Here is a 26708-nt window from a genome sequence, read left to right as displayed (position 1 = left end):
AGGCAGTAGGCTTAGCATTCATAAATTACTCATTAACTTATTAAATGGTCGGCAGTAGCGACTGGACCTTGCATGATTGCGTAGCTAATTATATTCCGGATAAGTTATAAGCTAGAGGGTTTGATTCCCTCAGAGGTTTTAAATGACTACAAAAAATAAAAAAAGGAAAACTTTCAAATAGATTACTAATTAACACGCAAGGTAGTAGTCGCCTTGCATTTTGAGGGGATGTAGCTCAAGTGGTAGAGCGGTAGATTTTTAATCTATTGGTTGCAGGTTCGAGCCCTGCTGTCCCATTTCGCAGAATTGGCTGTGGAAACAAAGTCAAAGGACTATATAACCCGAAAAACACATATCGTTCAGATGTGTGTTTTTTGGTTCCAGGAGGAAGAAGTGAAGATAATTGATAAACCATTACAATGGCTACGTCCTTATGAAAATAATCCGAGGAATAACGATAAGGCAGTAGAGCCAGTTGCTAACTCAATCAAAGAGTTTGGATTCAAGGTTCCGATTGTAGCTACTAAAGAAGGCGAGATTATAAACGGTCATACAAGATACAAGGCTGCAAAATCTCTAGGCCTTGAAACAGTACCAGTCATTATTGCAGACGACCTTTCAGAGGAACAAATAAAAGCGTTTAGGATTGCAGATAATAAAGTAGGCGAGATAGCCGAGTGGGACACAGAGTTGCTCTACGCAGAACTTGAAAGTATCGAAGGATTGGATATGACTATGTTTGGATTCGAGAACGTCGATTATTCTTTGGACGATTTCGAGGAGTCCGAGGATCCAGAAGATGCCAAGGAGTTTTCTCAAGAAGAAGAGACAGGTATCGAGTATGGCGACATCTTCCAGTTAGGGCGCCATCGGTTAATGTGCGGAGATAGCACATCAGCCGAGGACATGGCTCGACTAATTAACGGAGAGCCGATTGACCTTTATGTGACTGACCCACCATACAATGTAGCCTACCAGGGCGGAACCGATGAAGCCATGACAATCATGAACGATAGCATGGATGATGTCAGCTTTAGAAAATTTCTAAGAGATGCATTCGCAGTTGCAAACAATCACCTGAAGCCAGGTGGAGCGTTCTATATCTGGCACGCAGATTCGGAAGGTTTGAATTTTAGAGCGGCAGTCAAAGAGACAGGCTGGTTATTGAAGCAGTCTATTATCTGGGTCAAGAATGCTATTGTATTAGGTCGTCAAGACTACCAATGGAAGCACGAGCCTTGCCTGTATGGATGGAAAGATGGAGCGAGTCATTACTTTGTAGATAATCGCTCACTAGCCACGGTCATTGAAGAGGATGAAGAGAACCTAAAAGAAATGACAAAGAGCGAGCTAATCTCTTACATCAAGACCATGCAAGATGCAACTCCAACAACTATCTTTTACGAAGATAAGCCAGTTAGGAACGATATCCATCCGACCATGAAGCCTCTGAAGTTGATTGCTAGGTGTGTTTTGAATTCCAGCAAGAAAGGCGACAGAGTATTGGATAGCTTCAATGGTGGCGGTTCTACTCTCATGGTATGCGAGAAGTCAGAACGCATCTACTACGGTATGGAGCTTGACCCGCTCTACGTTGCACGGACGATTAGACGTTGGGAAGAAGAAACAGGACTTACTGCTGAAAAAGTGAACTAAATTATTTAAAAAGTAAGGAAGTGAGGCGATGGCTAATGAGCAAAATTTGATAAAAAATTCAGAACGAACTCCGAGCGAACGCCGAGAAAATGCAAAAAAAGCAGGAGAAGCTTCAGGCAAAGCTCGTAGAAAAAAAGCGAACCTAAAAAAGGCTTTTGAGACAATCCTGCAAGCTGAAGTCGCAAGCCCGAACGTGAAGAAACAACTTGAAGAGCTAGGCTTCGAGTCGACCAATGAAATGGCCCTGGCTATGGTTATGATGCAGAAGGCTATGAAAGGGAATGTCCGAGCTTTTGAACAAATCAGCAAGTTGACGACAACAGATGCGAAGGACACCCTTGATAAGAAGGAACAAAAAGAACGTATCAAGCGTCTTGAATTGGATAATAAGAAACGAGAGCAAGAGCTTTCAGGATCCAAGTCCGACACATCTCTCATGGAGTCTTTACTTGACGCAGTGAAGGGCGGTGATGAGGTTGAAGATTGATTTTTCAAACAAACAACTCAGCATTATTCGCAGGCCATTCAACTATGAGCTTGAGGTCAACGAGGGCACGCCTCGAAGCGGGAAGACAACCGCTGGTCATTTTAGGTATGCAAGATACTTGATTGAGTCGCCAGACGAGAACCATCTTATAGCTGCATACAACCAAGAGCAAGCCTACCGTCTATTTATCGATGGCGACGGTACAGGTCTGATGCACATCTTCGATGGTAATTGCAAAATCAAACACGACGAGCACGGAGACCATCTCTTAATCGATACACCAAATGGAACTAAGCGAGTCTATTATAAAGGGGGCGGTAAAGCCAACAGTGTGGGAGCTATCACTGGTATGTCTTTAGGCTCAGTGGTCTTTTGTGAAATCAACCTACTGAATATGGATTTTATTCAGGAAGCATTCAGACGGACGTGGGCTGCTAAGCTCAGATATCATCTAGCTGACCTGAACCCTCCAGCTCCACAACATCCAGTCATTAAGGATGTATTTGACGTTCAAAACACACGCTGGACGCATTGGACCATGGATGACAATCCGATTCTATCTGACGAGCGTAAGCGTTCCATCATTCAATCCTTAAAGAAAAACCCTTATCTCTACAAGAGAGACGTGCTCGGCCAGAGAGTCATGCCTCAGGGCGTTATTTATGGCCTATTTGACCTAGAAAAGAACATCAAGGACAACTTGGTAGGCGAACCTATGGAAATGTATTTCAATGGTGATGGTGGGCAATCTGACGCCACCTCGATGTCTTGTAATATTGTTACTAAGCACAGAGAGGGCGGCAGAACCTTTTTTAGGCTCAATCGTGTAGCTCATTATTATCATAGTGGTGCTGAGACTGGCCAAGTCAAGGCTATGTCTACCTACGCTGTTGAGCTTCGAGCGTTCATCCAGTGGTGTGTAAGCAAGTATCAAATGCGCTATACCGATGTCTGGATTGACCCAGCTTGTAGATCCTTACGAGAGGAATTGCACAAGCTAGGGATTCAGACAAGAGGGGCTTTGAACAACGCCCATGATGTTAGCAGCAAGGCGAAGGGTATCGAGGTAGGGATTGAACGTGGCCAGAATATCATTTCGTCAGGTCAGTTCTTGCTTATCAATCACCAAGAAGAAGAGTACGACCATTACTATTTCTTGAAAGAGATTGGTCTTTACAGTCGTGACGATAACGGCCAACCGATTGATAAAGATAACCACGCAATGGACGAATTCAGATATAGTGTGAACGTATTTTATAAGCGTTACGCCAATTTTTAGCAACAAGGAGCCGATAAATGGGCATTATTCAATTTGTCAAAAATCTATTTAAGAGAGGACAGTATGCAATGACGACAGAAAGTCTAGCAAGTATCACAGACCATCCTAAAATTGCAGTGACAAGCGCAGAGTATCGTCGAATCAACGAGAATTTAAGATACTATCAGAGCAACGCTGACAAAATCACTTACATAAATACGGACGGCATCAAGAAACAAAGAGAAGCGACCCATTTGCCAATCGCTCGGACCGCTGCTAAGAAGATTGCAAGCCTGGTATTCAATGAACAAGCTTCGATTAAATTGGACGACGAGCAGGCAGACGAATTCATTCAAGAGACTTTAAAGAATGACCGCTTTAACAAGAATTTTGAGCGATATCTTGAGAGCTGTTTGGCCCTGGGCGGTCTTGCTATGCGGCCTTATGTAGATAATGGACGAGTGCGAGTGTCATTCGTACAAGCGCCTGTCTTTCTACCGCTTCAGTCTAACACGCAAGACATTTCAAGCGCTGCAATCGTTACTAAAACAATTAAGGCTTCAGGTCAGAAGAATATCTACTACACGTTGATTGAGTTCCACGAGTGGTCAAGCGACGGAAAGTACATCATTTCTAACGAGTTATACAGGTCTGAGAACTCTGAGCAGGTCGGTGGGCGTGTGCCTCTAGCTGAAGTCTACGATGATCTAGAAGAACAAGTTGAACTTGACGGTCTAACAAGACCGCTTTTTTCATACTTAAAACCTCCAGGGATGAACAACAAGGACATCAATTCACCTCTCGGATTGTCTATCTTCGATAACGCCAAGAGTACGATTGATTTCATCAACACGACTTACGACGAATTCAAGTGGGAAGTCAAGATGGGCCAACGCAGAGTGGCTGTTCCTGAAAATCTGACAGAAACCAGAATAGTTAATCAAGACGGAGACGTCCAGCTTGTCAAGCGCTTTGATACTGAGCAAAATGTCTACTTACGCTTATCTACTAACGACATGGACGGAGGAAGTATCACAGACCTGACAACGGCAATCAGGGCAGATGATTACATCAAGACCATTAACGAAGGTCTGGCGCTCTTTGAGATGCTTTTGGGTGTGTCTGCCGGGATGTTTACGTTTGACGGCCAGAGCCTGAAAACTGCGACCGAGGTTGTTTCTGAAAACTCAGACACCTACCAAATGAGGAACAGTATTGTCAGCTTAGTAGAGCAGTCACTGAAAGAGCTCATCATCTCAATCTGTGAGCTCGGCAGCCTTTACGGTCTATACAACGGCCCGATTCCTCAAATGGAGAAGATTGCAATCAATCTCGATGACGGAGTATTCACAGACAAGAACAACGAGCTTGATTATTGGACCAAGGCTTTGGCCAGTGGCATTGTCAGCAAGACTCACGCTATTCAGAAGGCTTTCAACATGTCAGAAATCGATGCTAAGAAGATGATTCGGGCAATCAACCAGGAGACGATGGACACAGCTAACAGTCAGCGAACACAAGAGGATATTGATATCTATGGAGAATGATTAAATGAACCTAATTCAACATCTAAGGTCGTTTATAGGACTTGAAAGCCCCTCACTAGGACGGAGAATACTAGCAAAAAAAATGGTAGAAGGAATAGAAGAGGCTATCCATGGTAAAAAAGAAGAGACCACCAATCCAATTCAATGACGAGCAACTGCTACTTCAAGCAAGCAATGTCGCAGACATCTACCATCAGTTAGCCTTGGATTTGTTTGATAACGTGGTCGAACGTGTGACTGAACGTGGCACGGTCTATCTTGATAAGCAACCGTATATCTGGCAACTTGAGAAGATGCAACAGATGCACATGCTGAACGAGGATAACCTGAAGCTAATCTCTAAATACTCTGGAGTCGCTGAAGAGCAATTACGTCACATTGTCGAGAATGAAGGCCTGAAGCTATACACAGACACGAAGCAACAGCTCATGGAAGACTTAGGCCGTGGATCTGCAGGAAACAGCAATCACATTCAAGAAATTCTTGCTGATTATGCTAATCAAGCTATTGGTGACCTTAATAACCTTATTAACACAACGCTACCAAAAGCCGTCATTGGTGCCTATCAAGGTATTGTGGAGCAATCTGTCGCTAGAGTAGTCACAGGATTGTCAACGGCTGATAAGGCTATCTCTGACACGGTCATGAAGTGGCAAGAGAAAGGTTTTCAAGGTTTCAAAGATAGCGCTGGACGTAACTGGAAAATTGACAATTACGCACGGACGGTTATCAAGACGACAACCTATCGAACTTATCGAGAAATGCGAACGAGACCAGCTGAAGAGCTGGGCATTGATACCTTTTATTTTTCAAAAAAGGCGTCAGCTCGCAAGTCGTGCGCTCCTTTGCAACATGAGATAGTAACGACTGGCCGGGCTAGGGTCGAACATGGCGAGAAGATTTTAGCTTTGTCAGATTATGGTTACGGTCGGCCTGAAGGGTGCCTTGGTATTAACTGCGGTCACATGCTAACTCCATTCATCCCAGGGGCTAATTACAAGCCTGATTTGGACGAGGACGTCGATTCGGTTAGTTCAGAGCAAGCGATAGAGAACGCCAACGCGGAAGCTAAGCAGAGAGCTCTAGAGAGGTCTATCAGGGCAAATAAGGAAAAGGTCCACGTCGCTGAGAAACTAGGCGATAAAGAACTGATAGACAAGTACAAGAGTAAGATAGGCACCCAAAACGCTGCCTTGAAAGACTACATCGATAAGCACCCATTCCTGAAACGGGATGAGGAAAGAGAAAGATATCGCTACAATGATGATGCAGTTCAAAAGTTATACAAAACTATTGACAAACGCTCCAAAAAGGAGTATTCTGAAATACTACAAAATTTAGGAAATAAAGCACCTAAATCTTATAGTGATTTTCGGGCTCTAAGTCGCTCTGAAAAAGACTCCTTGAGGCATGATAATAGGATTGTCAATTATTTCAAAGGGGACATTCAAGAGAAACTGTCTGACAAGCAGAAACAGCAGGCAGTGGAGGCTTACTTTAATTTCAAAAATGCTGGCATAACGTTTGGAGACCATGCAATAGCACGCTACATAGAACGTATGAGGCGTAAAGACGGCACGTTTGCTTATAATTATGAAACGGTAAAGACAGCCTTTTCTCTACCACCTAATTATGTATCAGAGCAGAATGGCAGACTTGCAAGATACTATAACGGTATCCTCTATATCACTGAGCCTGATACAGATATTGTAGTAACTATGATGAAACGTAAAAAACTGAAAGGATTTAAACCATTATGAAATACAGCCAACAAGTATTAGACATGCTAGAGCAAGCTGTCAATGGTCAGATTGATAATTTTTGGGATTTCTCCTTCAAGTTTAACGCCCTTTTCGGAGAAGATGAAGACTTTGCCGAGGCTTGGGACAATGAAAACCCTGAAATGTTTGACGCTCTCAATGACTTTGAGCTGATGATGTTCTTAGAGGAACATGACCCAAGTGATAAGCAAGGATTTATCAATTTCCTAACGCCATACTATGAACAGGTAAAACAGTTAGTAAAACTTAGCGCTTAGAACAATCTAGGCGCTTTTTTCATGCAATAAATTGCTATAAACCACTATAAACCGTGTCGAATTCGATGCGGTTTTTTGCTTGACTTTATCCGCAGTCGGTAAAGAACGGAAGATAATACCTAATTTTAGGAGGATAGAAGAATGCCAGAAGACATTCAAACACAAACTGACCAGCCAGTCAATGCTGGAGAAAACACTGAGTCACAAACTCAAGAGCAACCTGTCAAGACTTTCACTCAAGATGAAGTGACTGGTCTTGTAGCTAAAGAGTCAAAGAAAGCGCAAGAGAAAATCTTCAAAAGCCTAGGATTTGAGGACATCAAGAGCGCTAAAGAAGGACTCCAGCAACTCAAAGAGTGGAAGGACTCACAAAAGAGCGAGGCTGAGAAACAGTCAGAAGCGCTTGCTGCTAAAGAGAAAGAGCTAGAACTTGCTTTGTCAGATAAGAAGAACCTGGAAGCGAAACTATCAGCTCTGACTTTGGGAGTAAATGCTGAGTCTGTAGACGACGTCATCACTCTATCTGCTCGCTTAGTGACCGATGAGGTGTCTATCGAAGACGCTATTGGCCAAGTATTGCAGAAATATCCTCAGTTTGGTCGCACAGAGCAATCTGAGGAGAAGAAGCCGACATTTTCGGCCGGAGGAAATCCGACGGCTGGAACGAACCAAGAAGATGCCTTTTTAAAGGCTCTCGGACTAAACAACTAACAGGAGAATGATCAATGACAATTAACTACATCACTAAACACGAAGGCACCTTTGAAAAGAAATTGATGCAAGGCGCACTCACAAGTATTTTGGAAACGCCACAAGTAAACTGGTTGGGCGCTAAGTCGTTCGAATTGCCGACTATTTCAGTGACTGGCTACAAAGCGCATACTCGCTCTAAAGGCTATAATGCTGGTACAGTATCCAACGACAAGAAAGTTTATACGCTCGGATTTGACCGTGACGTCGAGTTCTTCGTAGATGCTGCAGACGTTGACGAAACCAACCAAGAACTTTCAGCCGCTAACGTATCTAACACATTCATCACAGAACACGCAACTCCCGAAGTAGATGCTTATCGCTTCTCTAAAATCGCTACAGAAGCTATCACAAACAGTCACTTCAAGTCTGAAGATGACCTGTCAGAAGTGAACATCTACACAAAATTGAAAGCTGCTCTTTTGCCAGTCCGTAAATACGGCGCTCAAAACATCGTTATGTATGTTTCTAGCGAAGTGATGGACTTCTTGGAACGTTCTAAAGAGTTCACGCGCTCAATCGCTACTACGTCGCCTCAAGGAATCGATACTCGTGTCACTTCACTTGACGGAGTTCAGCTTATCGAAGTTTGGGATGATGCACGCTTCAAGACTAAGTTTGACTTCACTGAAGGCTTTGTTAAGGCTTCAGATGGTAAAAACATTAACTTCTTGATCGTTGCTAAGCCAGCAGTAATTGCCAAGGCTAAGTTCAACTCAATCTATCTTTTCGCTCCTGGTCAACACACGGAAGGTGACGGATACTTGTACCAAAACCGTCTCTATCATGATCTTTTCGTCTTGCAAAGCAAGACAGACGGGGTCTATGTTTCTCACAAATCTGCTTAATAAGGAGGTAGAAAATGCGTAAGTACGAAAAAGGAAACCAAGTCTACACCGTGCAGGAAGGCAGCTTGCTTGAAGCTCAGCTAATCGCTGATGGATTTGAAGAAGTGATTGAAGATGGCCAAATATCAGAGATTTTGGCTACTCATTCACTTTCGGACATGACTTTGGCAGAGTTGAAAGCTCTTGCTAAAGAGCGAGGGTTTGAGGGCTATTCAAACAAGACCAAAGATGAACTATTGGAGGTGTTAAATGGCCAAATTTAAAGCAAAATTGAACGCTTATCTAGCTAAGTCTGACCGTCATTTTGACAAAGGGCAAGAATACGAGCTAGATCAAGACGAAGCTAATCGAATCAATGGCCTGTTTAATGAGGTGATTGGTGAAGATTGCTTTGAACTCGTTGAAGAGCCTAAGCAAGATCTAGTTGAGGTGGGGACATCCACCTTTTAAGGAGGTGATTAGATGGCTTACTTAACTAAAGAGGAGTTCGATAAGCTCGGATTTGAGGTCGAGGGCGACTTTGACAAGTTTTTGAAGCGAGCGGAACTCGCTATCGATGCTTATACTAGAGATTTCTATTCTCTAAATAGCTTTGATAGCGACAATACAGCTCGCAAGAAGGCAGTTAAACGAGCTACAGCCTTTCAGATTGCTTATTTGGACACTTCTGGGGTCCTGACGGCAGAGGACAAGCAATCTATTGCCAGCATGTCAGTCGGGCGGACATCTATAAGCTATCGCTCAGGCTCTCAGAATGGCTCGAATTCGCTTTCTTTGGCGGAAAGGTGTAATTTATCAAGAGATGCTGAAAACTGGCTGAGAATGGCTGGATTTGGCTCAGCGAGGGTTGATTATGATAGATAAAAGAATGCTAACTGATTCTGTGACTATCAAAAAGCCCGTTGGTGAGGATGATTGGGGGAAAGAGGCTTACTCTGACCCTCTTTTGTTATCCCCTTGCAAATTCGATAGATTCTTTTCTCATTCTGGAACAGGCAATCATCGTAGCGAGTCCAATTCCTCGACTGTGATTGTCTATCACAAATACTGCCCTGTGAAACTCGACAAGAGCTTCGTTGGTGGGTTTGTAGAAGAGGACGGCGTCAGCTACGTTGTTAAGAACATCATCCCTCAATATCATCCTCTAACCAAGAAGCTACTAGCTTATGAAATCGAGGTGATTTGATGGGCGGTGTTAATGTAAAGATAGACCTATCAGGAATTGAGAAGAAAGTATCTCCAGAGAATCTCGCTAAAGGAAAGTTAGCTATTGCTAACCAGATGCTGATGGATATGGAGCGCTTCGTCCCAAAACGAAAGGGGGAATTGAGGTCTAGTGGACATGTTCGACAAGATTCGATTGTCTATGCAACGCCCTACGCTAGATTGCTCTATTATGGCAAGAAGCGAAAAGGGTTCTTTTCTGAAAAACAAAGAAGGTTTTTCTTTGCTAACAAGGAGAAGTTGCTGAGTCAACGGCCAACGCCTGGAACTGGTCCAAGGTGGGATAAAAAAGCCGCTGCCTTACACTCTAAGAAGTGGGGCGATGTCGGATTGAAAGCGATGGGATTGAAATGAACCAAAATAATGACTTTGCAGAGGTCTTACTTGAGCACATCAAGGGCATCCAAGAAAAAATCCCGTCTAAACACGGTTATTTAGCTGAGAAAGAAGGGTTAGTAGTATTCCCTCTAGCTGGTGGAGAGGTTGTAGACGAGGACATGGCTGGAACTCAAACAGTCAGCTTGCCTTTTGAAATTGCTATCAAGTCACGAGATCAGGAATTAAACAATAATACATTGTGGCAGATTAACGCTGCCTTATCAAAAATGGACCTAGAATTGCCAAGTAAGAATGGCTCTTACGAGTTCTTAGGTCTGAAAGTCGACAAGCCTTACTTGAATGATTTAGACGAGCAAGGCTTTTATATTTACTTGCTGGACGTAACTGCCAGCCTTGAAATTGAAAGGAATGAATAATGGTTAAAAATAAAAACGTAAAACGTAAACACTACATCGGCCCTTACAAAGAAGCGACTCCAGACACTCCACCAACCGCTACGGATTACCTCTGGATTGCTAAAGGGATTAAGAAATCATCGCCAGAAAATAACGAGAAGACAGATGATTTCACTGACTTCTCTGGTGACGGGACACCTGAAGAACAAGTGATCACTAAAACACGAGGGCGCTCATTCGAGGGCGTTCGTGATACAGATGACAAAGCGCAGAATTTTGTGGCAGACAAAGAAGACGCAGTCGGTGACGAGCTTTTGGTTTGGTACAAGGAGATTGATGTGACTGAAAAAACTCAATATGAGGGGCCAGCTCGTCTTTCTGGTATCGAAATCGGTGACGGTGAAGCGTCTGAAAATGAAAGTATTAAGTTTAAGGTCGTATGGACTCGTAAACCTAAGAAATCAACAGTAGTACCAGGATAATCTAAGGCGTGAAATATCACGCCTTTTTATTTTTGAAAAGAGGAGAAAAACAATGGTCGTAATTAAGAAACTAAGCAATATCATTCCTATTGATTTCGGAGACTTTCAGCTGGAATACATTGCAAATGACAAGGGCGTTAAGGAACTTGATAAGTTCCGTGAAAGCTTAGCAAAGAACTGGAAGAAAATTGAAAAGCTTTCTGACGAGAAAATCGCAGAAAAAGCCAAAGAACTTGTTGAAGATGGTTGGACTCAACTATTCGGAGCGGATGCATTTGAAAAAGTCTATAAATTTGCAGACGAAGATACAACCATCGCATTTAACTATCTGATGCAGACCATTCTTGGAATTCAAAAAGAATATAAAGAGCGAAATTCAGAAGATGCATTCAAGAAATATCTAGGGTAATGCCATGTTAGATATTTCTAGGAAGCTAGTTGATGAGCTTGTTCTAGAAATTGAAGGCAAAGAGAAGACTTTTCCTCTGCTATTGTCATTTGACAGAGTATTGAAAGTCTTTGAATTATGGAAAGACGATGATATTCCTAAGTTCATGCGCCCATTTTTTGCGTTGCAGATCCTGACGGGTGTTTCTTTTGATTTTTTAAGTTTTGAGGAGGCTTTGGAAGTTGTTCAGGCAATTTTTGAAGAGCACATCCAAACAGACGAAAAAGAAGACGATGTTGAGTACGACTTGGCAGGCAATGTTATGAAATCTTCAACATCGAAAGAGCCGGAGAAAAGACTCTACAACGTGAAACATGACGGAGCCTATATCTTTGCTTCTTTCATGCAAGCTTACAGAATCGACTTAATCGAAGAAATTGGGAAGCTACACTGGAAGAAATTCAATGCTCTAATTGTTGGCTTGCCTGAGGGAACCAAATTTGTAGAAGTCGTGAAGATTCGCTCTTATGAACCGCAAAAAGGCGACAGTCAGGAGTACATTGATAAGATGCGAGAACTACAAAAAGAGTATCGTCTTCCAGATGATGATTGCGACGAAGAAGATGATGAATATGACTATTACGAGTAGAAAGGAGGCATAAATGGCAGATGGTAAAGTGGTCATCCAAGTTGATATGGATGGCAATAAGGCTCAATCAGGAGTGGCACGTCTAAAAGGGATGGTTGGCGGACTGACAGAAAGCGGGATGCAACTAGGTTCGGTCTTTAAGTCAGTTTTAGGAGCTAACATTGTCAGCGGTGCGCTGATTTCTGGGATTCAATCCCTTGGCAGTGCTATCAAGGGTGTATTTGCTACAGCTCTTGACGAAGGGGCCAAGCTCCAACAATCGTTTGGTGGTGTTGATACGCTCTATACGACTGCCGCTGAGTCTGTGAAGCAATATGCGAACGCTGCAGCTTCAGCTGGTATCTCTGCTAATACATACGCAGAGCAAGCTGTTTCTTTCGGTGCCAGCTTGAAGCAAGCGCTCGGTGGTGATGCTGTGAAGGCCGCACAAATGGCAGACAAGGCTATCATGGCCATGGCTGATAACTCAGCCAAGATGGGTACAGATATTGGTTCAATCCAGCAAACGTTCCAAGGCTTCGCTAAACAGAACTATACCATGCTAGATAACTTGAAACTTGGATATGGCGGTACCAAAGAAGAAATGCAACGACTTCTTAAAGACGCCAGCAAATTAGAAAAAGCAATGGGCAAGAAGTTTGATATCAACAACTTTGCGGATATCGTAGAAGCCATCGACCTAGTTCAACAAGAGTTGGGAGTCGCAGGAGTCGCAGCACAAGAAGCGCAGACTACATTCAGTGGTTCGTTTGCGGCAATGAAGGCTTCGGCATCCAACTTCTTGGCGAATTTGACGCTCGGAGAAGATATTGGACCGTCTTTAAAAGCGCTTATCTCTAGCACCTCAACGTTCCTTTTAGGCAATTTCTTGCCTATGGTTGGAAATATTATGAGACAACTTCCTCAAGCTATCGATACAGCCTTGGCAGAAGCTGGGCCAAGGATTGAACAAGGATTCAAATCGTTGTTTGCTTCGCTCGGAGTTGACGAGGGTGTTTTTGACGTAATCAAGGACACTTTTCGAGATGTTGTTGTGACAATCCAGTCGCTCTTTGAAGAACTGACAAGCGAATCAAATGGGTTTGGTAATGTTATTCAAGGGGTTGGAAATGTCATTCAAACAGTTAACGTCATCATCCAGAATATGGCTATGGCCTTTCAGTTTGCACTAGAAGCCTTCTCTGAAACAGGAGCAATCAAGAACGCCTATCAAGCATTTAAAGATTTGACGGATGCAGCTTTAGATCTTGCTATTAAGTTAGGCGATGCTATTCCTTGGGATATCGTAGGCGCAGCCGCTGGGCACGTCGTGAACGCTATTTCAATGATTGTGAGCTGGATTTCAAAATTAACTCAATCAATTAGTGCAGATGTCTGGAGAGGATTGATTGCAGGGATTGGAGGAGCTCTAGTCGCTTTCAAGGCATTTAATTTCTTGAAGAGCTTTAATCCGTTTGGTTTATTTGCTAAAGGTGCTAAAGAAGGGGCGGACGAAGTTGTAAAAGGTGCAACGAGCTCGAAAAGCGCAATCGCTCAAATCTTCAAATCAATCTCAACTCTAATCAAAACAACAGGAACAGCAATCAAAACGGCTGCGACAGGGATTGGCGAAGGCATCAAAATTGCTCTTTCTGGTTTAGCGCCAGTCATTCGAGCATTTGGCTTAGCTTTAAGAACGGCCGGAGTTGGGAATATCCTTGCTCTTGGTGGAGCGATTGGTATTGCAGCAGTCGGAATCGGTGCCGGAGTGGCTATTATTGCTGCAGGCTTAAGTCTCATTGCCAGCCAAGGTGAAGGAGTGGCTACAATCATTAACGCAGTTGGGCAGGCATTTGCTACTGTTGCTACTGCAATCATCAGCACATTTGCCCAGGCTATCGTTACAGTTTCAGGAGTTCTGCCAACAGTAACAAGTGCTCTTGCTCAGCTCTCTCCTCTTGTTGTTGCATTTGGAGAGGCAATGGGTGCAGCAGCTCCGTTTATCACAGCTTTAGGCGAAGCCATTTCAGGAATTGCAACGGCAGTGACTCCAATCGTCGAGATTATAAGTGATGCGTTCGTTTCAGTAGTTCAAATTATTGCTGACGCTATCGTTCAAATTGTTGAAGCGATTGCTCCATTTGCTCCAGCCATAACTGAAATGGTAGTTGCGATAGCTCCGTCAATTGCTGATATCGTTTCATCATTTAGTAGCATGTTCTCTCAGATTAGCCCTATCATTGATAGCTTGTCTAATCTCTTGAAAACATTTGGAGAACAAGTGAGCTCTATCTTGAAAAGTGCTGGTAGTGTAGTTGAGTCCTTTGGCTCTGCCATTCGTAATGTGCTTGACGGTGTAGCTGGTATCTTTGATAGTATCGGTAACGCCGCCTTAAACGCAGGCCTTGGAGTAAAATACATGGCTGAAGGGATTTCGATGCTCACTGAATTAGGGTTGCTAGATTTAGCTGGAACATTAGCGACAGTAGCAACAGGCTTGACTGCTATTGCCAATTCTGGCATTGCTTCAGCTGGACCAGGATTGCAACAAGCAGGAACAGGATTGAGCTTGATAGCTATATCAGCTCAACTAGCAAGTGTAGCCTTGCAGTCACTACCTACAGCTTTATCATCACTAAGCACTAACCTCAGCACATTGCCGGAAACATTGACAAGCGCTGGAACTTCGATGAGCGCTTTTGCTTCATCGGTCATGGCTTCTTTTGCAAGTCTTTCTGGATCTGTATCTGGAGTAATGGCGCTTCAGACAGGCTTGGTGGCTCTAGCTAACGCTATGATGATGGCTCAAAGTGGGGCTTCAGCGATGTCATCTACTCTAACGATGATTAACGCTTCAGCTTCATCAGCTACATCGGCCATTTCTCAGCTTGCTTCAGGTATGGCTTCAGCGATGGCTCAAGCTGTATCGTCGGTTCAGTCAAACATGGCATTGATTGTGACTGTAATTTTGCAGTCGTCAATTCAGATGACGCAAGCAGGCCAACAGGCAGGTCGTGGGGTTTCTGAAGGGATAACAAATGGTATCCGTTCAGGAGTCGGCTCGGCGACATCAGCAATGTCAGCGATGGTCAACTCTATCCAGTCTACAGGAATGAGAGGCGTCTCTACTATGCGCTATGTAGGTGACATGATTGGCCAAGGCTTAGCACAAGGTATGTACTCAGCGCTTGGAGCTGTCACGGCTGCTGCTAATGCTCTTGTCGCTCAAGCTGAAAGAGCCGCACAGGCCAAGGCTAAGATTAACAGTCCATCACGCCGTTTTAGAGACAACGTCGGACGTTTCATTTCTCAAGGGGTGGCAGTCGGTATCTTGGCAGATGCTCACAAGGTAGATGATGCCATGGGCGATGTATTCGACCAAATCAAAGCCTTTAACTTTGCCCCTGAAGACATTCTTGGAGTAGGTCAAGCTAGCCTTACGAAGACACTTCAGGTCAAGTCAGACCTAGACCGTCAAATCAAAGCGAGCGTTAAGGTTGTACAAGAAAAATCTAACCATCTTGTAGAGCAAGCTCTGGAAGTCGCTGAAAGGGCAGTCAAACGTCCAGTCAGTCTGATGATGGAAAGCGGAGCGCTTGTTGGCCAAATCGGACAAAAGATGACCGATTACCAAAATGACAAGCTCATGATCGATAACATGATGAGAGGGATTATTTAATGGACACAGTTATCTATAACAATCACGACCTCTCTGAGGTTATAAAAATCAACGAAGTAATTCGTCCGGTAGGAAACGAAAGGGACGTCACAACAAATGACGCCCCTTTTTTGGGCGTAAACGTCCAAGAAGTAAGAACCGGACCTAAAAAAATCAAAGTTAAATTTACCGTTCAGAAAAAAACGGCTAGGGATACCGAATTGGCCAAGCACACCTTAGCTACAATCCTAAACACCGACAAGCCAGTTCGTATTGATATTTCAGACGAGCCTGACAAGTACTATATGGGAATTGTCATTGGCTCTGTGGATGTCGATAACGTAGCTAGATGGCTTCAAAAGGGCGAGTTTGAGATTCTTGTTCCTGACGGTGTCGCACATGGCACGACTTATAGGCGCTTTGATAACGGACAAGAGCAACCTGACAAGGTGGTTTTTAACTTGGTCAATAATGGCAATGTCCCAGCCTTTCCTGTCATTACGGTTAAGAATAACGCCGAGAATGGCTATATTGGGATAGTCAATACTAGCGGGGCTCTTGAAGTTGGCGACCGTGAAGAGGCTGATATAGGTCTAGTCAAGCGGTCTGAGGTGTTACTTGATTTCCGAGGTAATAAAATCTCAGATGGTTTTACTAGAGCAACAAAGAACAAGACGATCACAAACGACAACAGCGAGAATGTGAAAGGTGTATCTGAAATACTGACGCTTTGGGATAAAAAACACATTAAGCTAAGAGACCAGTTTGACGGCGCTAATACTAAAAACTACGCTACAGGTCTGACATGGGACATCCCTCTAGATAGCGCTGGAGGCGTTGGCTCTCTTGATGATTACATTTTCGGTAAACAGATTTTTTTACCTGGTGCCATCAATCAATATGGCTTTATCAAGATTACTGTATCTGATACAGCAGGCCAGTTTTTGTATGGAGTCGAAACGTTCAAACGTACTCAGGGGCAAGAATGTGAGTTCAATGTGTTTGGATCTGACGGCAAGGGAAGCTATTACTTTCTTAAATGCTGGAACTTTACAGGTCTATCAGATAGCAAGGTGAACCCATTCACGTCCTCGAACGGACAATTTGAAATAAAGCGGAATGATGATAGGGTCCAGGTCTACTACCAAGGCTCTCATTATAGCTTTACCATTCCTGAAATTAAAGGCAGGAAGTCCGCTAAGATCCATGTCATGCTTGGGGCCTACCATGATAAACCTATGGTTACTCACATGTACATAGACGAACTACTGTACCGTAAGGATTTTGTGCCAGGAGTCGGTGATGTGCCGAACCGCTACCCAGTCGGTTCAAACGTTGTGCTAAACAGCGAGAATGACACTGTTACAGTGGACGGCCTTGAGAAGATTGTAGATGTTGTGGATGGCTCAAGTTTCTTGACTATTCCACCTGGAAACAGTCAGCTTGAGGTCTATTGCTCAAGTTGGGTCAAGACCAAGCCCACTGTCAAAGTAGAATTTAAAGAAAGGTATCTATAGCAATGTTATTGACAATACATGACTCAAATTTGAGAAAAGTAGCCTTTGTGGACAATGACAAAAAGGATACATTGAACTATTTCAACGATGCCTGGACAAGATACCTAGAAACTGGCTCTAGTACCTTTGATTTTACTGTTTTTAAAAAGGCTATTATCTCAGATGTAGGCAAAAAGAGGGCTTATAATTCTCTCAATGAGAAAGCCTTTGTTTCATTCAGATACAAGGGCAGAACTTACCTGCATACAATCCGAAAAATTGAGGAAAATGAGAAAGTTATAAAGTGTTATAGTATCAACCTAAACCTTGAACTGATCAATGAGTACTCTATTCCTTACAAGTCCCCTAAAGCCATGAGCTTTAAGGAATTTTGTGAGGAAATGGACTTGCTCAACTATACTTTCTTGAAAATTGGTATCAATGAAGTTGCTAATAAGAAAATCTCTGCTGAGTGGGAGGGTTCAGACACCAAGCTCAACAGGCTACTTAGTCTAGCTAAGAAGTTTGGCGCAGAAATTGAGTTTGACACACGTCTCAACGCTGACAGTTCTATCAAGTCATTTACAGTCAATGTCTATCATGAGCACGACGATAGCCACCAAGGGGTAGGTCAAATTAGTCCCAAAATCTTGAAGTATGGTAAAAACCTCAAGACAATCACTAGGATGATTGACAAAACTGGGATCTATAACACGGTTGTCCCAACGGGTAAAGATGACAAAGGCAACGTAGTTGATATTAGAGGGCTTGGCCCTTGGTCTGTCAACAATGCAAAGGGAGAACGTGAGTTCTACCAGTCAGGGGCTGCTTTGTATGCCCCTCTTTCAATGCAGATGTATCCGTCTACTTTCACGCATTCAACAGGCGACCGTGACCAGTGGACTCGTAAGGACATGACTGTAGAGAGTTCAAATCCTGAGGTCATCCGTTCGACGGCTTACCGTGAACTCAAAAAGAACTGTTACCCAGCAGTAACTTACGAGGCTGAGGGCTTTGCGGATCTTGAAATAGGAGACACAGTAAAAGTCTATGATGACGGCTTTAACCCTACTCTCTTGCTTGAGATGAGGGTATCTGAGCAAGTCATCAGTTTTACCAATCCGAAGAATAACAAGACCACTTTCTCAAATGCCAAAGCGCTTGAAAATCGTCTATCTCAGGGCATTCAGCAACAGCTAGACAGGATGATAGAGGACGCTAAGCCTTATACTATCAAGCTAGCCACTGACAACGGTGTAGCCTTTAAGAACGGCCAAGGTCAGACGATTGTGACTCCTACTTTGATGAAAGGTAACAAGGTCATCAATAGCGGATGGCGCTGGGTGGTGGATGGCGAAATCAAAGCCACAAGCTCTAGTTACATTGTCAAGGCTGCCGACATCAATCAGAAAATGGTATTGACGGTTTCGGCTTGGATTGATAACAAAGAGGTAGCGTCTGAGCAACTGACTCTTATCAATACGTCTGACGGAACGGCAGGAAAAACTCAGTACTTGCATAGAGCTTGGGCCAATTCAGAGAACGGACGTGATGGGTTCAGTACGTCATCAAGCGCCAACAAGCGCTATTTTGGGACGTACACAGATTTTACAGAGGCAGACAGTCAGGATCCTACAAGCTACAACTGGACAGCTCTCTTTGATAATGTGAGGGTTGGGGCTCGTAACTTTGCACTAGGAACTGCTAGAGCAACTATAGGAAATCAAGGGAAAATCTATACACTAGCACAATCAGCTCAGAATTGGCCAACGGTTCAACCACTTTATTTAACGTTTGATTATGTGGCCTCTGAAACCATCAAAGGTTTTAGGCTTAATCGTGTAATTAAATATAGAAACGGTTCGCCAGAACAGTGGGATTTTACTACTGATGATAAAGCCTTAGGAATACAACACATAGATACTACATCTGTTAAATCTGGCACGTATTCTCAACCTTGGCTGTGGAAACCATACTCAGACGGTAGGACAAGCGATCTAATTGAAGAGATTGCCTTGTATCTAAATTTTGAGAAAGGTTCAGATGGAACGGTCATCATCTCAAATCTAAGAGTGAATACAGGGACAGTCCCTATTGATTGGATACCAGCTCCTGAGGATATTGAGGATAGCCTTAATTCTAAAGCCGATCAAGGGCTAACTCAGGAGCAACTGAACGCTCTAAATGAGAAAGCTGGAATTATCCAGGCTGAGCTTGAGGCTAAAGCTAGCGCTGACACGCTTGATAATTGGATAAAGGCTTACAAAGACTTTGTCCAATCTAACGAGATAGCGAGGGTACAAGCTGAGAAAGATTTGATTGCAGCTAGTCAGCGTGTTTCTAATATTGCTAAGGACTTGGGAGAATTGTCTGACCGCTGGAATTTCATCGATACCTATATGAGTTCCTCAAATGAGGGGCTTGTGATTGGTAAGAATGACGGTAGCTCTAGCATGATGTTCAATCCTAACGGACGAATTTCAATGTATTCAGCAGGGGTTGAGGTCATGTATATTTCACAAGGGGTCATTCATATCGAGAATGGTATCTTTTCTAAAACAGTTCAAATTGGACGATTTAGAGAAGAACAGTACCATCTCAATATGGATATGAACGTGATTAGATATGTAGGAGGTAACTAATGGCTGAATTTTGGTCAAATAACGATAGGAGCTATTATCTCAGACTGTGGGTAGACCAGGTGTCTCAAAATACCACTGATAATAGTAGTCAAGTAAGGGTAAGACTTGCTTTGACCAACGGTGCTCATACATTCTCAGATTATGACTGCTCTTCCTCTGTAACTGTCGATGGTCAGACTTTGAGTTGGTCAGGCCGTCCATCTATGCTGAGTCAAAATAGCTCAATTATGCTGATTGATAGAACAGTAACAATCAGACATGAGAATGATGGTAAAAAAACGTTTAGCTTATCCGCTACATTCAGTGGAGGTGGTGGATGGTCGCCTGGAACATTAACGCTCAGCAGTAACTCATTCACTTTGACTACTATCCCACGCTCAAGCTCTGTTAGGGTAGGTGCTGGTGTCATTGGTAGTACAATCACTATCAACATCAACCGTCAAAATCCGAGCTTCAAGCATACAGTGCGCTATGCCTGGGCTGGCAAGTCAGGAACGATTGCAACGAATGTAGACACATCTACTAGCTGGACGATCCCTCTTGATTTTGCCAACGACATTCCAAACTCTGCAAATGGAACAGGGACAATCTACGTCGATACTTATTCAGGATCTACCAAGACTGGAACGCAGTCAACAACCTTGACGGCAAGCGTGCCAGCAAATGTGAAACCCACATTTACAGGAGTTTCCCTGTCGGACCTAAATGGTGCGGCTCAAAACCTCATCCCTAAGTCTGATACGTTCATCCAGGTAATCTCTAACATCAAGGTAGCGTTTAATGGCGCAGTTGGTTCCTACGGCTCATCAATAACTGGATACTATGCTGAAATCGTTGGCAAAAACCAGTCCACAAGTTCAAACGGTGGCAGTCTTGGCATTATGAATTATCATGGCACAATCAAAATCAGAGCTAGCGTCTCTGACAGCCGTGGTAGATGGTCTGATACTAGAGAGGTATCTGTAACCGTGCTTGAGTATTTTGCTCCAGCATTAAGTTTTAGCATAGCAAGAACGGGCTCAACCTCTAGCACATTGACCGCTACGAGAAATGCCAAAATAGCACCTCTGATGGTTGCAGGAAGTCAAAAGAACTCAATGACCTTGACATTCAAGGTTGCTCGGCTTGGGACTACTAATTTTCAAGTAGACACGGGACCAGCTACTGGCTCCTGGACAAGTATCTCAAACCTAGTCAATTCTCAGGCTAATCTTGCAGGCAATTATCTAGCTAATCAGTCATGGGTTGTCATAGGCACGTTAGAGGACAAATTCACACGGTCTGATTTCATGGTCAATGTAGCCACAGAGAGCGTGGTTTTGTCTTATGACCGCTCAGGGGTTGGTATCAACAAAATCAGGGAGCAAGGCGCTCTTGATGTCAAGGGCAACATCTACGCAGACAACAAACCCATACAGCAATATCAGCTGACTGATAACAATGGAGGTCTAGGTAGAGGTAGTGCTCAATGGGATGATATTTGGAATAAGCAAGCTACAGAATTTGGTTGGAGAACAGGCAAATACGATGACAATCCAACAGGAAAAAACGGTGAGTGGGGTCTGTATCAAAATTTTTGGCTTGATAGCTGGAAAGGCGTCCAATTTTTCACCTCAATAGGGACAGGGCGTGTATTTGTTAGAGTCTATAACAATGCCAATAAATGGGCTCCGACGCAATGGAAAGAGATTGCTACCGTTCAAGAAACAGTCAAGAGGAAAATTGAGCTAGGTTGGTTTATCAACGGTAACGTAACAAGAAATGGCAATCTTGTCACAATTTCAACCGAAAGAAAAATCGCAGACATTGCCACAATTTCAGACTATCGAGAAGTCAAAGAAACAATACCAGCTGGATTTAGACCAGCTCAAGAGGTTAACTTGGTTTTACAAGGATTGTCTGACTCAACAGTAACAGGTACGGCTATTTTGCACCTTGCATCAGATGGGAAAATCCGTCTGACAAGTAAAGCGCCAGGAAACAAATATTGGACAGGTACAATAACTTATATTACAAATGATCCTTACCCTTAAAACCGTAAAAAACCTACATAAAAAATCAGATAATAATTTTAAAAGGAGGAAATATGAAACTAGAATATGGCTCAAAATCACAAGAATTTGATGCAAGTGGTGTTGCATCAGCAACCAAGGTCACACTTGTTAATTCAGATGGCGCTATCGTACCTGTCTTGCTACCAGCTGACAAAATCAGTTTGTCTAATACTGAACTCTTTGAGTTGGCACTCGAGGCTCTTTATCAGGAGAATTTTCCACAGCGTGCTGAAAATGAACGTTTTAGCAAAGTAAATCAAGAACTGCAAAAGAACAAAGAGGCAGCGGATAAAGCTGAGCAAGCAGCGGCAGAAACAAAAGAAAATCTTGATACTGTTTCAGCTATCACAGAGGTATTGATTGCTCTTGCTATTTCACAAAGTGGAGGTATGCCTACCAACGCCTATGTCAAGGTAGCAGCATTTGTTAAGCCACTTGTAACGAGTACACGCTACTCAAATGGAGACATCATTGCCATGCCTTATCCGTTTGATACCAATCCAAAATGGCCTAAAGGGACACAAACTATTTTCAAGTTTCAAATGCAGGCCACAGAGGGTTACACATACAAAGAGCAGTCACTTGCTGAAATGCTACAACAAGGTGTGTTGACCGTGGTCATGCCACGTATTGAGTAGAGGGAGGTTGTATGCTGATTGAAGAAGCTGAAAAAATTGCTCAAAGCCAGGTTGCTTGGGCGATTTTGTTTATCCTACTCTTCTTTATCATCATTCGATATCTTATCAAGACTTCGGATAAGCGAGAGAAGAAGATTATGGATCTGCATGAGCAATCAAAAGCCGACTCTAACAGACGGGAAGAGCGTTTGATGACTCATCTTGAAAAGACAACGACAGAATTAACCACAATTACACACACGGTCGGAGACATTCAGAAAGAAATGGTCCGCATGAACGACCGCATGGACGAAATCGAAAAAGGAGAATAACATGCAACAAATCAATGAAATTATCGCAAATGGAGCAATTAGCATTCTTGTCATTTTGGCTGGTATCGCAGTCAAATCTATTAAGGATTTTCTTGTCAAAAAAGGCGGAGAAAAGACTATCAAAATCGTTGAAATCTTGGCCCAAAATGCGGTCAATGCTGTGGAACAGGTAGCAGCTGAAACGGGCTATAAAGGTCAAGAAAAGCTGGAGCAAGCTCGTGATAAAGTCAGAGCTGAGCTCACAAAATATAACATCAGCATGGCAGATAAAGACCTCGATACATTTATCGAGTCAGCAGTGAAACGCATGAACGATGCCTGGAAAGGGGAATAAGGATGGTAGAAATCATTAACCATACAATCTTCAATGGAATTTCAGGCTCTCGTCCGACTGAACGTCCAAAATATTATGTCTTACATAATGACGCTGGCTCAAAAAATGCAAAGGCCTACATCGAATGGCTCCAGTCACGATATGACAATGGTCAGGCTGAACTTGGTTTTGCACATTATTACATCACAAGAGATGCAATTGTGCGAGTTGAAGACACGTATAACGGCTCATGGTCTGCTGCTAACTACGATGCCAACATGAACTCTCTAAGCTACGAAGTATGTCAGCAGTTGAGCGCATCAGACGCCGAGTTTATCGAAAATGAAAACATGGTATTGCGACAAATGGCCGAGGATATGACTTATTATGGTGATACTCCAAATTATAGCAATATCAAGTTTCATAACGAGTTTTCAAGCACCTCATGCCCTGCACGGTCCCTTGAATTGCACGGTGGCTACAATGATAGCTTGCGTGACTATGTGATTGCTAAAATCAAGCATTATCAGTCGCTTGGTTCTACCGTCCAAGAAATGCTTGGTGGCGATGATATCGAAATCGGCTGGAAGAAAAATGCGACTGGCTGGTGGCATGTTAATTCAGACGGCTCTTACCCTGCTAATAGCTGGCAGAAGATTGACGATGTCTGGTATTACTTCGATAGCAACGGCTACATGAAGGCTAACGCTTGGCACAAGCATACGGACGGATACTGGTATTACTTGCTACCAAGTGGTGCCATGGCGACTGGTTGGGCACTCATTGCCAATAAGTGGTACTACTTCAAAGAAGATGGCAAGATGGCCACTGGATGGGTTAAATATAAAGACCACTGGTACTACCTAGATGCCAAGGATGGCGACATGAAATCCAAACAGTTCATCAAATCAGCTGACGGCTCAGGCTGGTACTACCTCAATTCAGACGGCACAATGGCAGACAAGCCAGAGTTTACTGTTGAGCCTAATGGACTCATCACTACTAAATAATTTTTTAAAAAATAGAAAGGAAATTTTCTAAAATATTGTTCTAATTGTAACCGCAGGCTTATGCTTGCGGTTTTTTTGTTTGCTATGGAAGTACTTTTTATCAAAAATTTTACTATCCTTGATTGAAATGCTAGTCGTCCTTTTAATCATCAGCGTTCTTCTCTTGCTCTTTGTGCCCAATTTGACCAAGCAAAAGGATGCCGTAGATGATAAAGGAAAAGCTGCTGTTGTCAAGGTAGTAGAAAGCCAGGCAGAGCTCTATCGTTTGGACAAGAATGATGATGCCAGCCTTAGCAAATTACAAGCGGACGGCCGTATCACAGCTGAGCAAGCTAAAGCTTATAAAGACTACCATGCAAAACAAAAAACAAGTCAAACTGTTGCAGATTAAGGCCTTTACTATGCTGGAAAGTCTCTTAGTTTTGGGACTTGTGAGTATCCTTGCTTTGGGCTTGTCCGGTTCTGTTCAATCCAGTTTTGCAGCGGTGGAGGAGCAGATTTTCTTTATGGAGTTTGAAGAACTCTATCGGGAAACACAAAAACGCAGTGTAGCCAGTCAGCAAAAGACCAGCTTGAACTTAGACGGGCAGATGATCAGCAATGGCAGTCAAAACTTGATCGTTCCTAAAGGAATTCAGGCACCATCAGGACAAAGCATTATATTTGACCGAGCTGGGGGCAATTCGTCCCTGGCTAAGGTTGAATTTCAGACCAGTAAAGGAGCGATTCGCTATCAATTATATCTAGGAAATGGAAAAATTAAACGCATTAAGGAAACTAAAAATTAAGGCAGTGATCTTACTAGAAGCAGTAGTTGCTCTAGCCGTTTTTGCCAGCATTGCGACCCTTCTTTTGGGACAAATCCAGAAAAATAGGCAAGAAGAAGCAAGAATCTTGCAAAAGGAAGAAGTCTTGAGGGTAGCTAAGATGGCTCTGCAGACAGGTCAAAATCAGGTAAACATAAACGGAGTGGAGATTCAGGTGTTTTCTAGTGAAAAGGGAGTGGAGGTCTATCATGGTTCAGAGAAGTTACTCGACCTTAAAGAGCAGTAAGGTAAGAGCGTTCACTCTTTTAGAATCTCTGATTGCTCTTATTGTCATCAGTGGGGGCTTGCTCCTTTTTCAAGCTATGAGTCAGCTCCTCATTTCAGAAGTTCGTTACCAGCAGCAAAGCGAGCAAAAAGAGTGGCTCTTGTTTGTGGATCAACTGGAGGCAGAGTTAGAGCGTTCGCAGTTTGAAAAGGTGGAAGGTAATCGCCTCTACATGAAACAGGATGGTAAGGATATCTCTATAGGTAAGTCTAAATCGGATGATTTTCGAAAAACGGATACCAGCGGACGGGGCTACCAACCTATGGTTTATGGACTTAAATCAGCTCAAATTACAGAGGAAAATCAATTGGTTCGCTTTCGTTTCCAATTTCAAAAGGGCTTAGAAAGGGAGTTCATCTATCGTGTGGAAAAAGCAAAAAGTTAAGGCAGGCGTTCTTTTATATGCAGTCACCATGGCAGCTATTTTTAGCCTTTTGTTGCAGTTTTATTTGAACCGGCAAGTCGCCCATCACAAAGACTTTGCCCTAAACAAAGAAAAGTTGGCTGCTTTCGCCATGGCCAAGCGAAGTAAAGATAAGGTTGAGCAAGAAAGTGGAGAACGAGTCTTCAACTTAGGAAAAGTCAGGTATCACAATACGAAAACAGGTTTTGTAACAAGTGTTCGTATGAATAAGGGCAACTATGAATTTCTCTTTCCTCCGATGAAAAACCAAGAAAAGAAAACAGCTAAAAAGGAAGAGGTAGCGACTGATTCAAGCAATCAAGCAGGGAAGAAAAAATCAGAAGAAAAGCCTGAAAAGAAAGACAAATCCTAGTCAATTCAACTTCTTTGTGCTAAACTAAAAGCATGAAACATGATTTTAATCACAAAGCAGAAACCTTTGATTCGCCCCAAAATATATTCCTTGCAAACTTGGTTTGTCAAGCTATCGAGAAACAGATTGATTTTCTATCAGACAAAGAAATTCTGGATTTTGGTGGTGGGACGGGGCTATTAGCCTTGCCCCTAGCCAAGCAGGCTAAGTCTGTCGCTCTTGTAGACATTTCTGAGAAAATGCTGGAGCAAGCTTGTTTGAAAGCAGAGCAGCAAGAAATCAAGAATATCCAGTTTTTGGAGCAGGATTTACTGAAAAATCCCTTGGAGAAAGAGTTTGATCTCATTGTTGTTTGTAGGGTTCTTCATCATATGCCTGATTTGGATGCGGCTCTTGCCATGTTTTACCATCACCTTAGGGAGAATGGACAAGTTCTCATCGCTGATTTTGTCAAGACAGATACCAACCATCATGGTTTTGATTTAGCTGAACTGGAAAATAAGTTAATTCAGCAGGTTTTTTCATCTGTGCATAGTCAGATTCTCTATAGCGCTGAAGAATTGTTTCAAGGAAATTATTCAGAACTCTTTTTAACAGTAGCCCAAAAATCACTCGCTGACTAAAGCAGTGATTTTTTCTCTTCAGATGGAAAAAAGGAGGGAAATTTGATAAGATAGG

Annotated in this window: 31 protein-coding genes and 1 tRNA gene; all 32 read left to right on the top strand. The window is 43.1% G+C overall.

Annotation, left to right across the window (positions count from 1 at the left end; translation table 11 throughout):
- Positions 1-224 precede the first annotated feature (224 nt).
- Positions 225-296: transfer RNA gene (locus NMM25_RS09030), tRNA-Lys, on the top strand.
- 97 nt (positions 297-393) lie between these two features.
- On the top strand, positions 394-1656 hold the full coding sequence (locus NMM25_RS09025; protein ID WP_254736647.1) for a DNA modification methylase: 1263 nt from the start codon (positions 394-396) through the stop codon (positions 1654-1656).
- Positions 1657-1684: 28 nt separating this feature from the next.
- Positions 1685-2143: a stress-induced protein gene (locus NMM25_RS09020; protein ID WP_254736646.1), complete on the top strand. Its 459-nt coding sequence runs from the start codon at positions 1685-1687 to the stop codon at positions 2141-2143.
- The gene (locus NMM25_RS09015) at positions 2127-3422 is read left to right on the top strand and encodes a PBSX family phage terminase large subunit (RefSeq protein ID WP_254736645.1); all 1296 of its coding nucleotides are present in this window, start codon (positions 2127-2129) and stop codon (positions 3420-3422) included. Before NMM25_RS09020 ends, NMM25_RS09015 begins: the two co-directional genes overlap by 17 nt.
- 17 nt (positions 3423-3439) lie before the next feature.
- Positions 3440-4948, top strand: a complete 1509-nt coding sequence (locus NMM25_RS09010; RefSeq protein ID WP_254736644.1) for a phage portal protein — start codon at positions 3440-3442, stop codon at positions 4946-4948.
- A 110-nt stretch (positions 4949-5058) separates the two neighbouring features.
- Positions 5059-6708, top strand: a complete 1650-nt coding sequence (locus NMM25_RS09005; RefSeq protein ID WP_254736643.1) for a phage minor capsid protein — start codon at positions 5059-5061, stop codon at positions 6706-6708.
- On the top strand, positions 6705-6986 hold the full coding sequence (locus tag NMM25_RS09000; protein WP_084856333.1) for a hypothetical protein: 282 nt from the start codon (positions 6705-6707) through the stop codon (positions 6984-6986). The genes NMM25_RS09005 and NMM25_RS09000 overlap by 4 nt, the downstream gene beginning before the upstream one ends.
- A 141-nt stretch (positions 6987-7127) precedes the next feature.
- Positions 7128-7697 carry a hypothetical protein gene (locus tag NMM25_RS08995; RefSeq protein ID WP_254736642.1) on the top strand — a complete coding sequence of 190 codons (570 nt, stop codon included), beginning with the start codon at positions 7128-7130 and terminating at the stop codon, positions 7695-7697.
- Positions 7698-7711: 14 nt separating this feature from the next.
- Positions 7712-8584 (top strand): hypothetical protein, encoded by an 873-nt coding sequence (locus tag NMM25_RS08990; protein WP_254736641.1) that lies wholly within the window; start codon positions 7712-7714, stop codon positions 8582-8584.
- 14 nt (positions 8585-8598) lie between these two features.
- On the top strand, positions 8599-8847 hold the full coding sequence (locus NMM25_RS08985) for a Rho termination factor N-terminal domain-containing protein (RefSeq protein WP_049490354.1): 249 nt from the start codon (positions 8599-8601) through the stop codon (positions 8845-8847).
- Positions 8834-9034: a hypothetical protein gene (locus NMM25_RS08980; protein ID WP_084911694.1), complete on the top strand. Its 201-nt coding sequence runs from the start codon at positions 8834-8836 to the stop codon at positions 9032-9034. The genes NMM25_RS08985 and NMM25_RS08980 overlap by 14 nt, the downstream gene beginning before the upstream one ends.
- 12 nt (positions 9035-9046) lie before the next feature.
- Positions 9047-9448, top strand: a complete 402-nt coding sequence (locus NMM25_RS08975; protein WP_254736640.1) for a hypothetical protein — start codon at positions 9047-9049, stop codon at positions 9446-9448.
- On the top strand, positions 9438-9770 hold the full coding sequence (locus tag NMM25_RS08970; RefSeq protein ID WP_254736639.1) for a putative minor capsid protein: 333 nt from the start codon (positions 9438-9440) through the stop codon (positions 9768-9770). The genes NMM25_RS08975 and NMM25_RS08970 overlap by 11 nt, the downstream gene beginning before the upstream one ends.
- A complete protein-coding gene (locus tag NMM25_RS08965) occupies positions 9770-10162 on the top strand; it encodes a minor capsid protein (protein ID WP_254736638.1) in 393 nt (130 codons plus the stop codon). Before NMM25_RS08970 ends, NMM25_RS08965 begins: the two co-directional genes overlap by 1 nt.
- Positions 10159-10563 carry a minor capsid protein gene (locus NMM25_RS08960; protein WP_213952417.1) on the top strand — a complete coding sequence of 135 codons (405 nt, stop codon included), beginning with the start codon at positions 10159-10161 and terminating at the stop codon, positions 10561-10563. The genes NMM25_RS08965 and NMM25_RS08960 overlap by 4 nt, the downstream gene beginning before the upstream one ends.
- A complete protein-coding gene (locus tag NMM25_RS08955) occupies positions 10563-11024 on the top strand; it encodes a phage tail tube protein (protein ID WP_254736637.1) in 462 nt (153 codons plus the stop codon). Before NMM25_RS08960 ends, NMM25_RS08955 begins: the two co-directional genes overlap by 1 nt.
- A gap of 52 nt (positions 11025-11076) precedes the next feature.
- Positions 11077-11433, top strand: coding sequence for a hypothetical protein (locus NMM25_RS08950; protein WP_254736636.1), 357 nt, complete (start codon positions 11077-11079; stop codon positions 11431-11433).
- Positions 11434-11437: 4 nt separating this feature from the next.
- Positions 11438-12061 carry a Gp15 family bacteriophage protein gene (locus tag NMM25_RS08945; protein WP_254736635.1) on the top strand — a complete coding sequence of 208 codons (624 nt, stop codon included), beginning with the start codon at positions 11438-11440 and terminating at the stop codon, positions 12059-12061.
- A gap of 13 nt (positions 12062-12074) precedes the next feature.
- Entirely contained in the window at positions 12075-15719 is a 3645-nt protein-coding gene (locus tag NMM25_RS08940; RefSeq protein ID WP_254736634.1) for a hypothetical protein, read from the top strand.
- On the top strand, positions 15719-17215 hold the full coding sequence (locus NMM25_RS08935) for a distal tail protein Dit (RefSeq protein ID WP_254736633.1): 1497 nt from the start codon (positions 15719-15721) through the stop codon (positions 17213-17215). Before NMM25_RS08940 ends, NMM25_RS08935 begins: the two co-directional genes overlap by 1 nt.
- 2 nt (positions 17216-17217) lie before the next feature.
- Positions 17218-19836, top strand: coding sequence for a phage tail spike protein (locus tag NMM25_RS08930; protein ID WP_254736632.1), 2619 nt, complete (start codon positions 17218-17220; stop codon positions 19834-19836).
- Entirely contained in the window at positions 19836-21869 is a 2034-nt protein-coding gene (locus NMM25_RS08925) for a DUF859 domain-containing protein (protein WP_254736631.1), read from the top strand. The genes NMM25_RS08930 and NMM25_RS08925 overlap by 1 nt, the downstream gene beginning before the upstream one ends.
- Before the next feature lie 53 nt (positions 21870-21922).
- Positions 21923-22528 carry a DUF1366 domain-containing protein gene (locus NMM25_RS08920; RefSeq protein ID WP_254736630.1) on the top strand — a complete coding sequence of 202 codons (606 nt, stop codon included), beginning with the start codon at positions 21923-21925 and terminating at the stop codon, positions 22526-22528.
- Between the two features lie 11 nt (positions 22529-22539).
- Positions 22540-22839, top strand: a complete 300-nt coding sequence (locus tag NMM25_RS08915) for a hypothetical protein (protein WP_254736629.1) — start codon at positions 22540-22542, stop codon at positions 22837-22839.
- A gap of 1 nt (position 22840) precedes the next feature.
- Positions 22841-23173, top strand: coding sequence for a phage holin (locus NMM25_RS08910; RefSeq protein ID WP_254736628.1), 333 nt, complete (start codon positions 22841-22843; stop codon positions 23171-23173).
- A gap of 2 nt (positions 23174-23175) precedes the next feature.
- Complete coding sequence (locus NMM25_RS08905) at positions 23176-24162, top strand: N-acetylmuramoyl-L-alanine amidase (protein ID WP_254736627.1); 987 nt, start codon at positions 23176-23178, stop codon at positions 24160-24162.
- Positions 24163-24289: 127 nt separating this feature from the next.
- A complete protein-coding gene (gene comGC / locus NMM25_RS08900; RefSeq protein ID WP_000962027.1) occupies positions 24290-24553 on the top strand; it encodes a competence type IV pilus major pilin ComGC in 264 nt (87 codons plus the stop codon).
- A complete protein-coding gene (gene comGD / locus NMM25_RS08895) occupies positions 24516-24950 on the top strand; it encodes a competence type IV pilus minor pilin ComGD (protein ID WP_254736626.1) in 435 nt (144 codons plus the stop codon). Before comGC ends, comGD begins: the two co-directional genes overlap by 38 nt.
- Positions 24913-25215 (top strand): competence type IV pilus minor pilin ComGE, encoded by a 303-nt coding sequence (comGE, locus tag NMM25_RS08890; RefSeq protein ID WP_213988904.1) that lies wholly within the window; start codon positions 24913-24915, stop codon positions 25213-25215. The genes comGD and comGE overlap by 38 nt, the downstream gene beginning before the upstream one ends.
- Positions 25178-25639 carry a competence type IV pilus minor pilin ComGF gene (gene comGF / locus NMM25_RS08885; RefSeq protein ID WP_254736625.1) on the top strand — a complete coding sequence of 154 codons (462 nt, stop codon included), beginning with the start codon at positions 25178-25180 and terminating at the stop codon, positions 25637-25639. The genes comGE and comGF overlap by 38 nt, the downstream gene beginning before the upstream one ends.
- Positions 25617-26030: a competence type IV pilus minor pilin ComGG gene (gene comGG, locus NMM25_RS08880; RefSeq protein WP_254736624.1), complete on the top strand. Its 414-nt coding sequence runs from the start codon at positions 25617-25619 to the stop codon at positions 26028-26030. The genes comGF and comGG overlap by 23 nt, the downstream gene beginning before the upstream one ends.
- Positions 26031-26062: 32 nt before the next feature.
- Positions 26063-26653, top strand: coding sequence for a class I SAM-dependent methyltransferase (locus NMM25_RS08875; protein ID WP_254736623.1), 591 nt, complete (start codon positions 26063-26065; stop codon positions 26651-26653).
- The last annotated feature ends 55 nt before the right edge of the window (positions 26654-26708 follow it).

This window comes from Streptococcus sp. CF10-1 (assembly GCF_024295825.1).
In the GTDB taxonomy this organism is placed as follows: domain Bacteria; phylum Bacillota; class Bacilli; order Lactobacillales; family Streptococcaceae; genus Streptococcus.
The sequence above is the reverse complement of the archived record's forward strand: the minus strand, read 5'-3'. Positions and strand labels throughout refer to the sequence as shown.

Bases quoted from the DNA above. Each gene is read 5' to 3' on its own strand.
- comGC (WP_000962027.1), top strand. From the start codon at position 24,290: ATGCTAGTCGTCCTTTTAATCATCAGCGTTCTTCTCTTGCTCTTTGTG.
- NMM25_RS08940 (WP_254736634.1), top strand. From the start codon at position 12,075: ATGGCAGATGGTAAAGTGGTCATCCAAGTTGATATGGATGGCAATAAG.
- NMM25_RS08920 (WP_254736630.1), top strand. From the start codon at position 21,923: ATGAAACTAGAATATGGCTCAAAATCACAAGAATTTGATGCAAGTGGT.
- comGF (WP_254736625.1), top strand. From the start codon at position 25,178: ATGGTTCAGAGAAGTTACTCGACCTTAAAGAGCAGTAAGGTAAGAGCG.
- NMM25_RS08875 (WP_254736623.1), top strand. From the start codon at position 26,063: ATGAAACATGATTTTAATCACAAAGCAGAAACCTTTGATTCGCCCCAA.
- NMM25_RS09020 (WP_254736646.1), top strand. From the start codon at position 1,685: ATGGCTAATGAGCAAAATTTGATAAAAAATTCAGAACGAACTCCGAGC.
- NMM25_RS09015 (WP_254736645.1), top strand. From the start codon at position 2,127: ATGAGGTTGAAGATTGATTTTTCAAACAAACAACTCAGCATTATTCGC.
- NMM25_RS08995 (WP_254736642.1), top strand. From the start codon at position 7,128: ATGCCAGAAGACATTCAAACACAAACTGACCAGCCAGTCAATGCTGGA.
- NMM25_RS09010 (WP_254736644.1), top strand. From the start codon at position 3,440: ATGGGCATTATTCAATTTGTCAAAAATCTATTTAAGAGAGGACAGTAT.
- NMM25_RS08910 (WP_254736628.1), top strand. From the start codon at position 22,841: ATGCAACAAATCAATGAAATTATCGCAAATGGAGCAATTAGCATTCTT.
- NMM25_RS08930 (WP_254736632.1), top strand. From the start codon at position 17,218: ATGTTATTGACAATACATGACTCAAATTTGAGAAAAGTAGCCTTTGTG.
- NMM25_RS08925 (WP_254736631.1), top strand. From the start codon at position 19,836: ATGGCTGAATTTTGGTCAAATAACGATAGGAGCTATTATCTCAGACTG.
- NMM25_RS08950 (WP_254736636.1), top strand. From the start codon at position 11,077: ATGGTCGTAATTAAGAAACTAAGCAATATCATTCCTATTGATTTCGGA.
- comGD (WP_254736626.1), top strand. From the start codon at position 24,516: ATGCAAAACAAAAAACAAGTCAAACTGTTGCAGATTAAGGCCTTTACT.
- NMM25_RS08935 (WP_254736633.1), top strand. From the start codon at position 15,719: ATGGACACAGTTATCTATAACAATCACGACCTCTCTGAGGTTATAAAA.
- NMM25_RS08965 (WP_254736638.1), top strand. From the start codon at position 9,770: ATGGGCGGTGTTAATGTAAAGATAGACCTATCAGGAATTGAGAAGAAA.
- NMM25_RS08975 (WP_254736640.1), top strand. From the start codon at position 9,047: ATGGCTTACTTAACTAAAGAGGAGTTCGATAAGCTCGGATTTGAGGTC.
- NMM25_RS08970 (WP_254736639.1), top strand. From the start codon at position 9,438: ATGATAGATAAAAGAATGCTAACTGATTCTGTGACTATCAAAAAGCCC.
- NMM25_RS08985 (WP_049490354.1), top strand. From the start codon at position 8,599: ATGCGTAAGTACGAAAAAGGAAACCAAGTCTACACCGTGCAGGAAGGC.
- NMM25_RS09000 (WP_084856333.1), top strand. From the start codon at position 6,705: ATGAAATACAGCCAACAAGTATTAGACATGCTAGAGCAAGCTGTCAAT.
- NMM25_RS08955 (WP_254736637.1), top strand. From the start codon at position 10,563: ATGGTTAAAAATAAAAACGTAAAACGTAAACACTACATCGGCCCTTAC.
- NMM25_RS08980 (WP_084911694.1), top strand. From the start codon at position 8,834: ATGGCCAAATTTAAAGCAAAATTGAACGCTTATCTAGCTAAGTCTGAC.
- comGE (WP_213988904.1), top strand. From the start codon at position 24,913: ATGGAAAAATTAAACGCATTAAGGAAACTAAAAATTAAGGCAGTGATC.
- NMM25_RS08915 (WP_254736629.1), top strand. From the start codon at position 22,540: ATGCTGATTGAAGAAGCTGAAAAAATTGCTCAAAGCCAGGTTGCTTGG.
- NMM25_RS08960 (WP_213952417.1), top strand. From the start codon at position 10,159: ATGAACCAAAATAATGACTTTGCAGAGGTCTTACTTGAGCACATCAAG.
- NMM25_RS08945 (WP_254736635.1), top strand. From the start codon at position 11,438: ATGTTAGATATTTCTAGGAAGCTAGTTGATGAGCTTGTTCTAGAAATT.
- NMM25_RS09005 (WP_254736643.1), top strand. From the start codon at position 5,059: ATGGTAAAAAAGAAGAGACCACCAATCCAATTCAATGACGAGCAACTG.
- NMM25_RS08990 (WP_254736641.1), top strand. From the start codon at position 7,712: ATGACAATTAACTACATCACTAAACACGAAGGCACCTTTGAAAAGAAA.
- NMM25_RS08905 (WP_254736627.1), top strand. From the start codon at position 23,176: ATGGTAGAAATCATTAACCATACAATCTTCAATGGAATTTCAGGCTCT.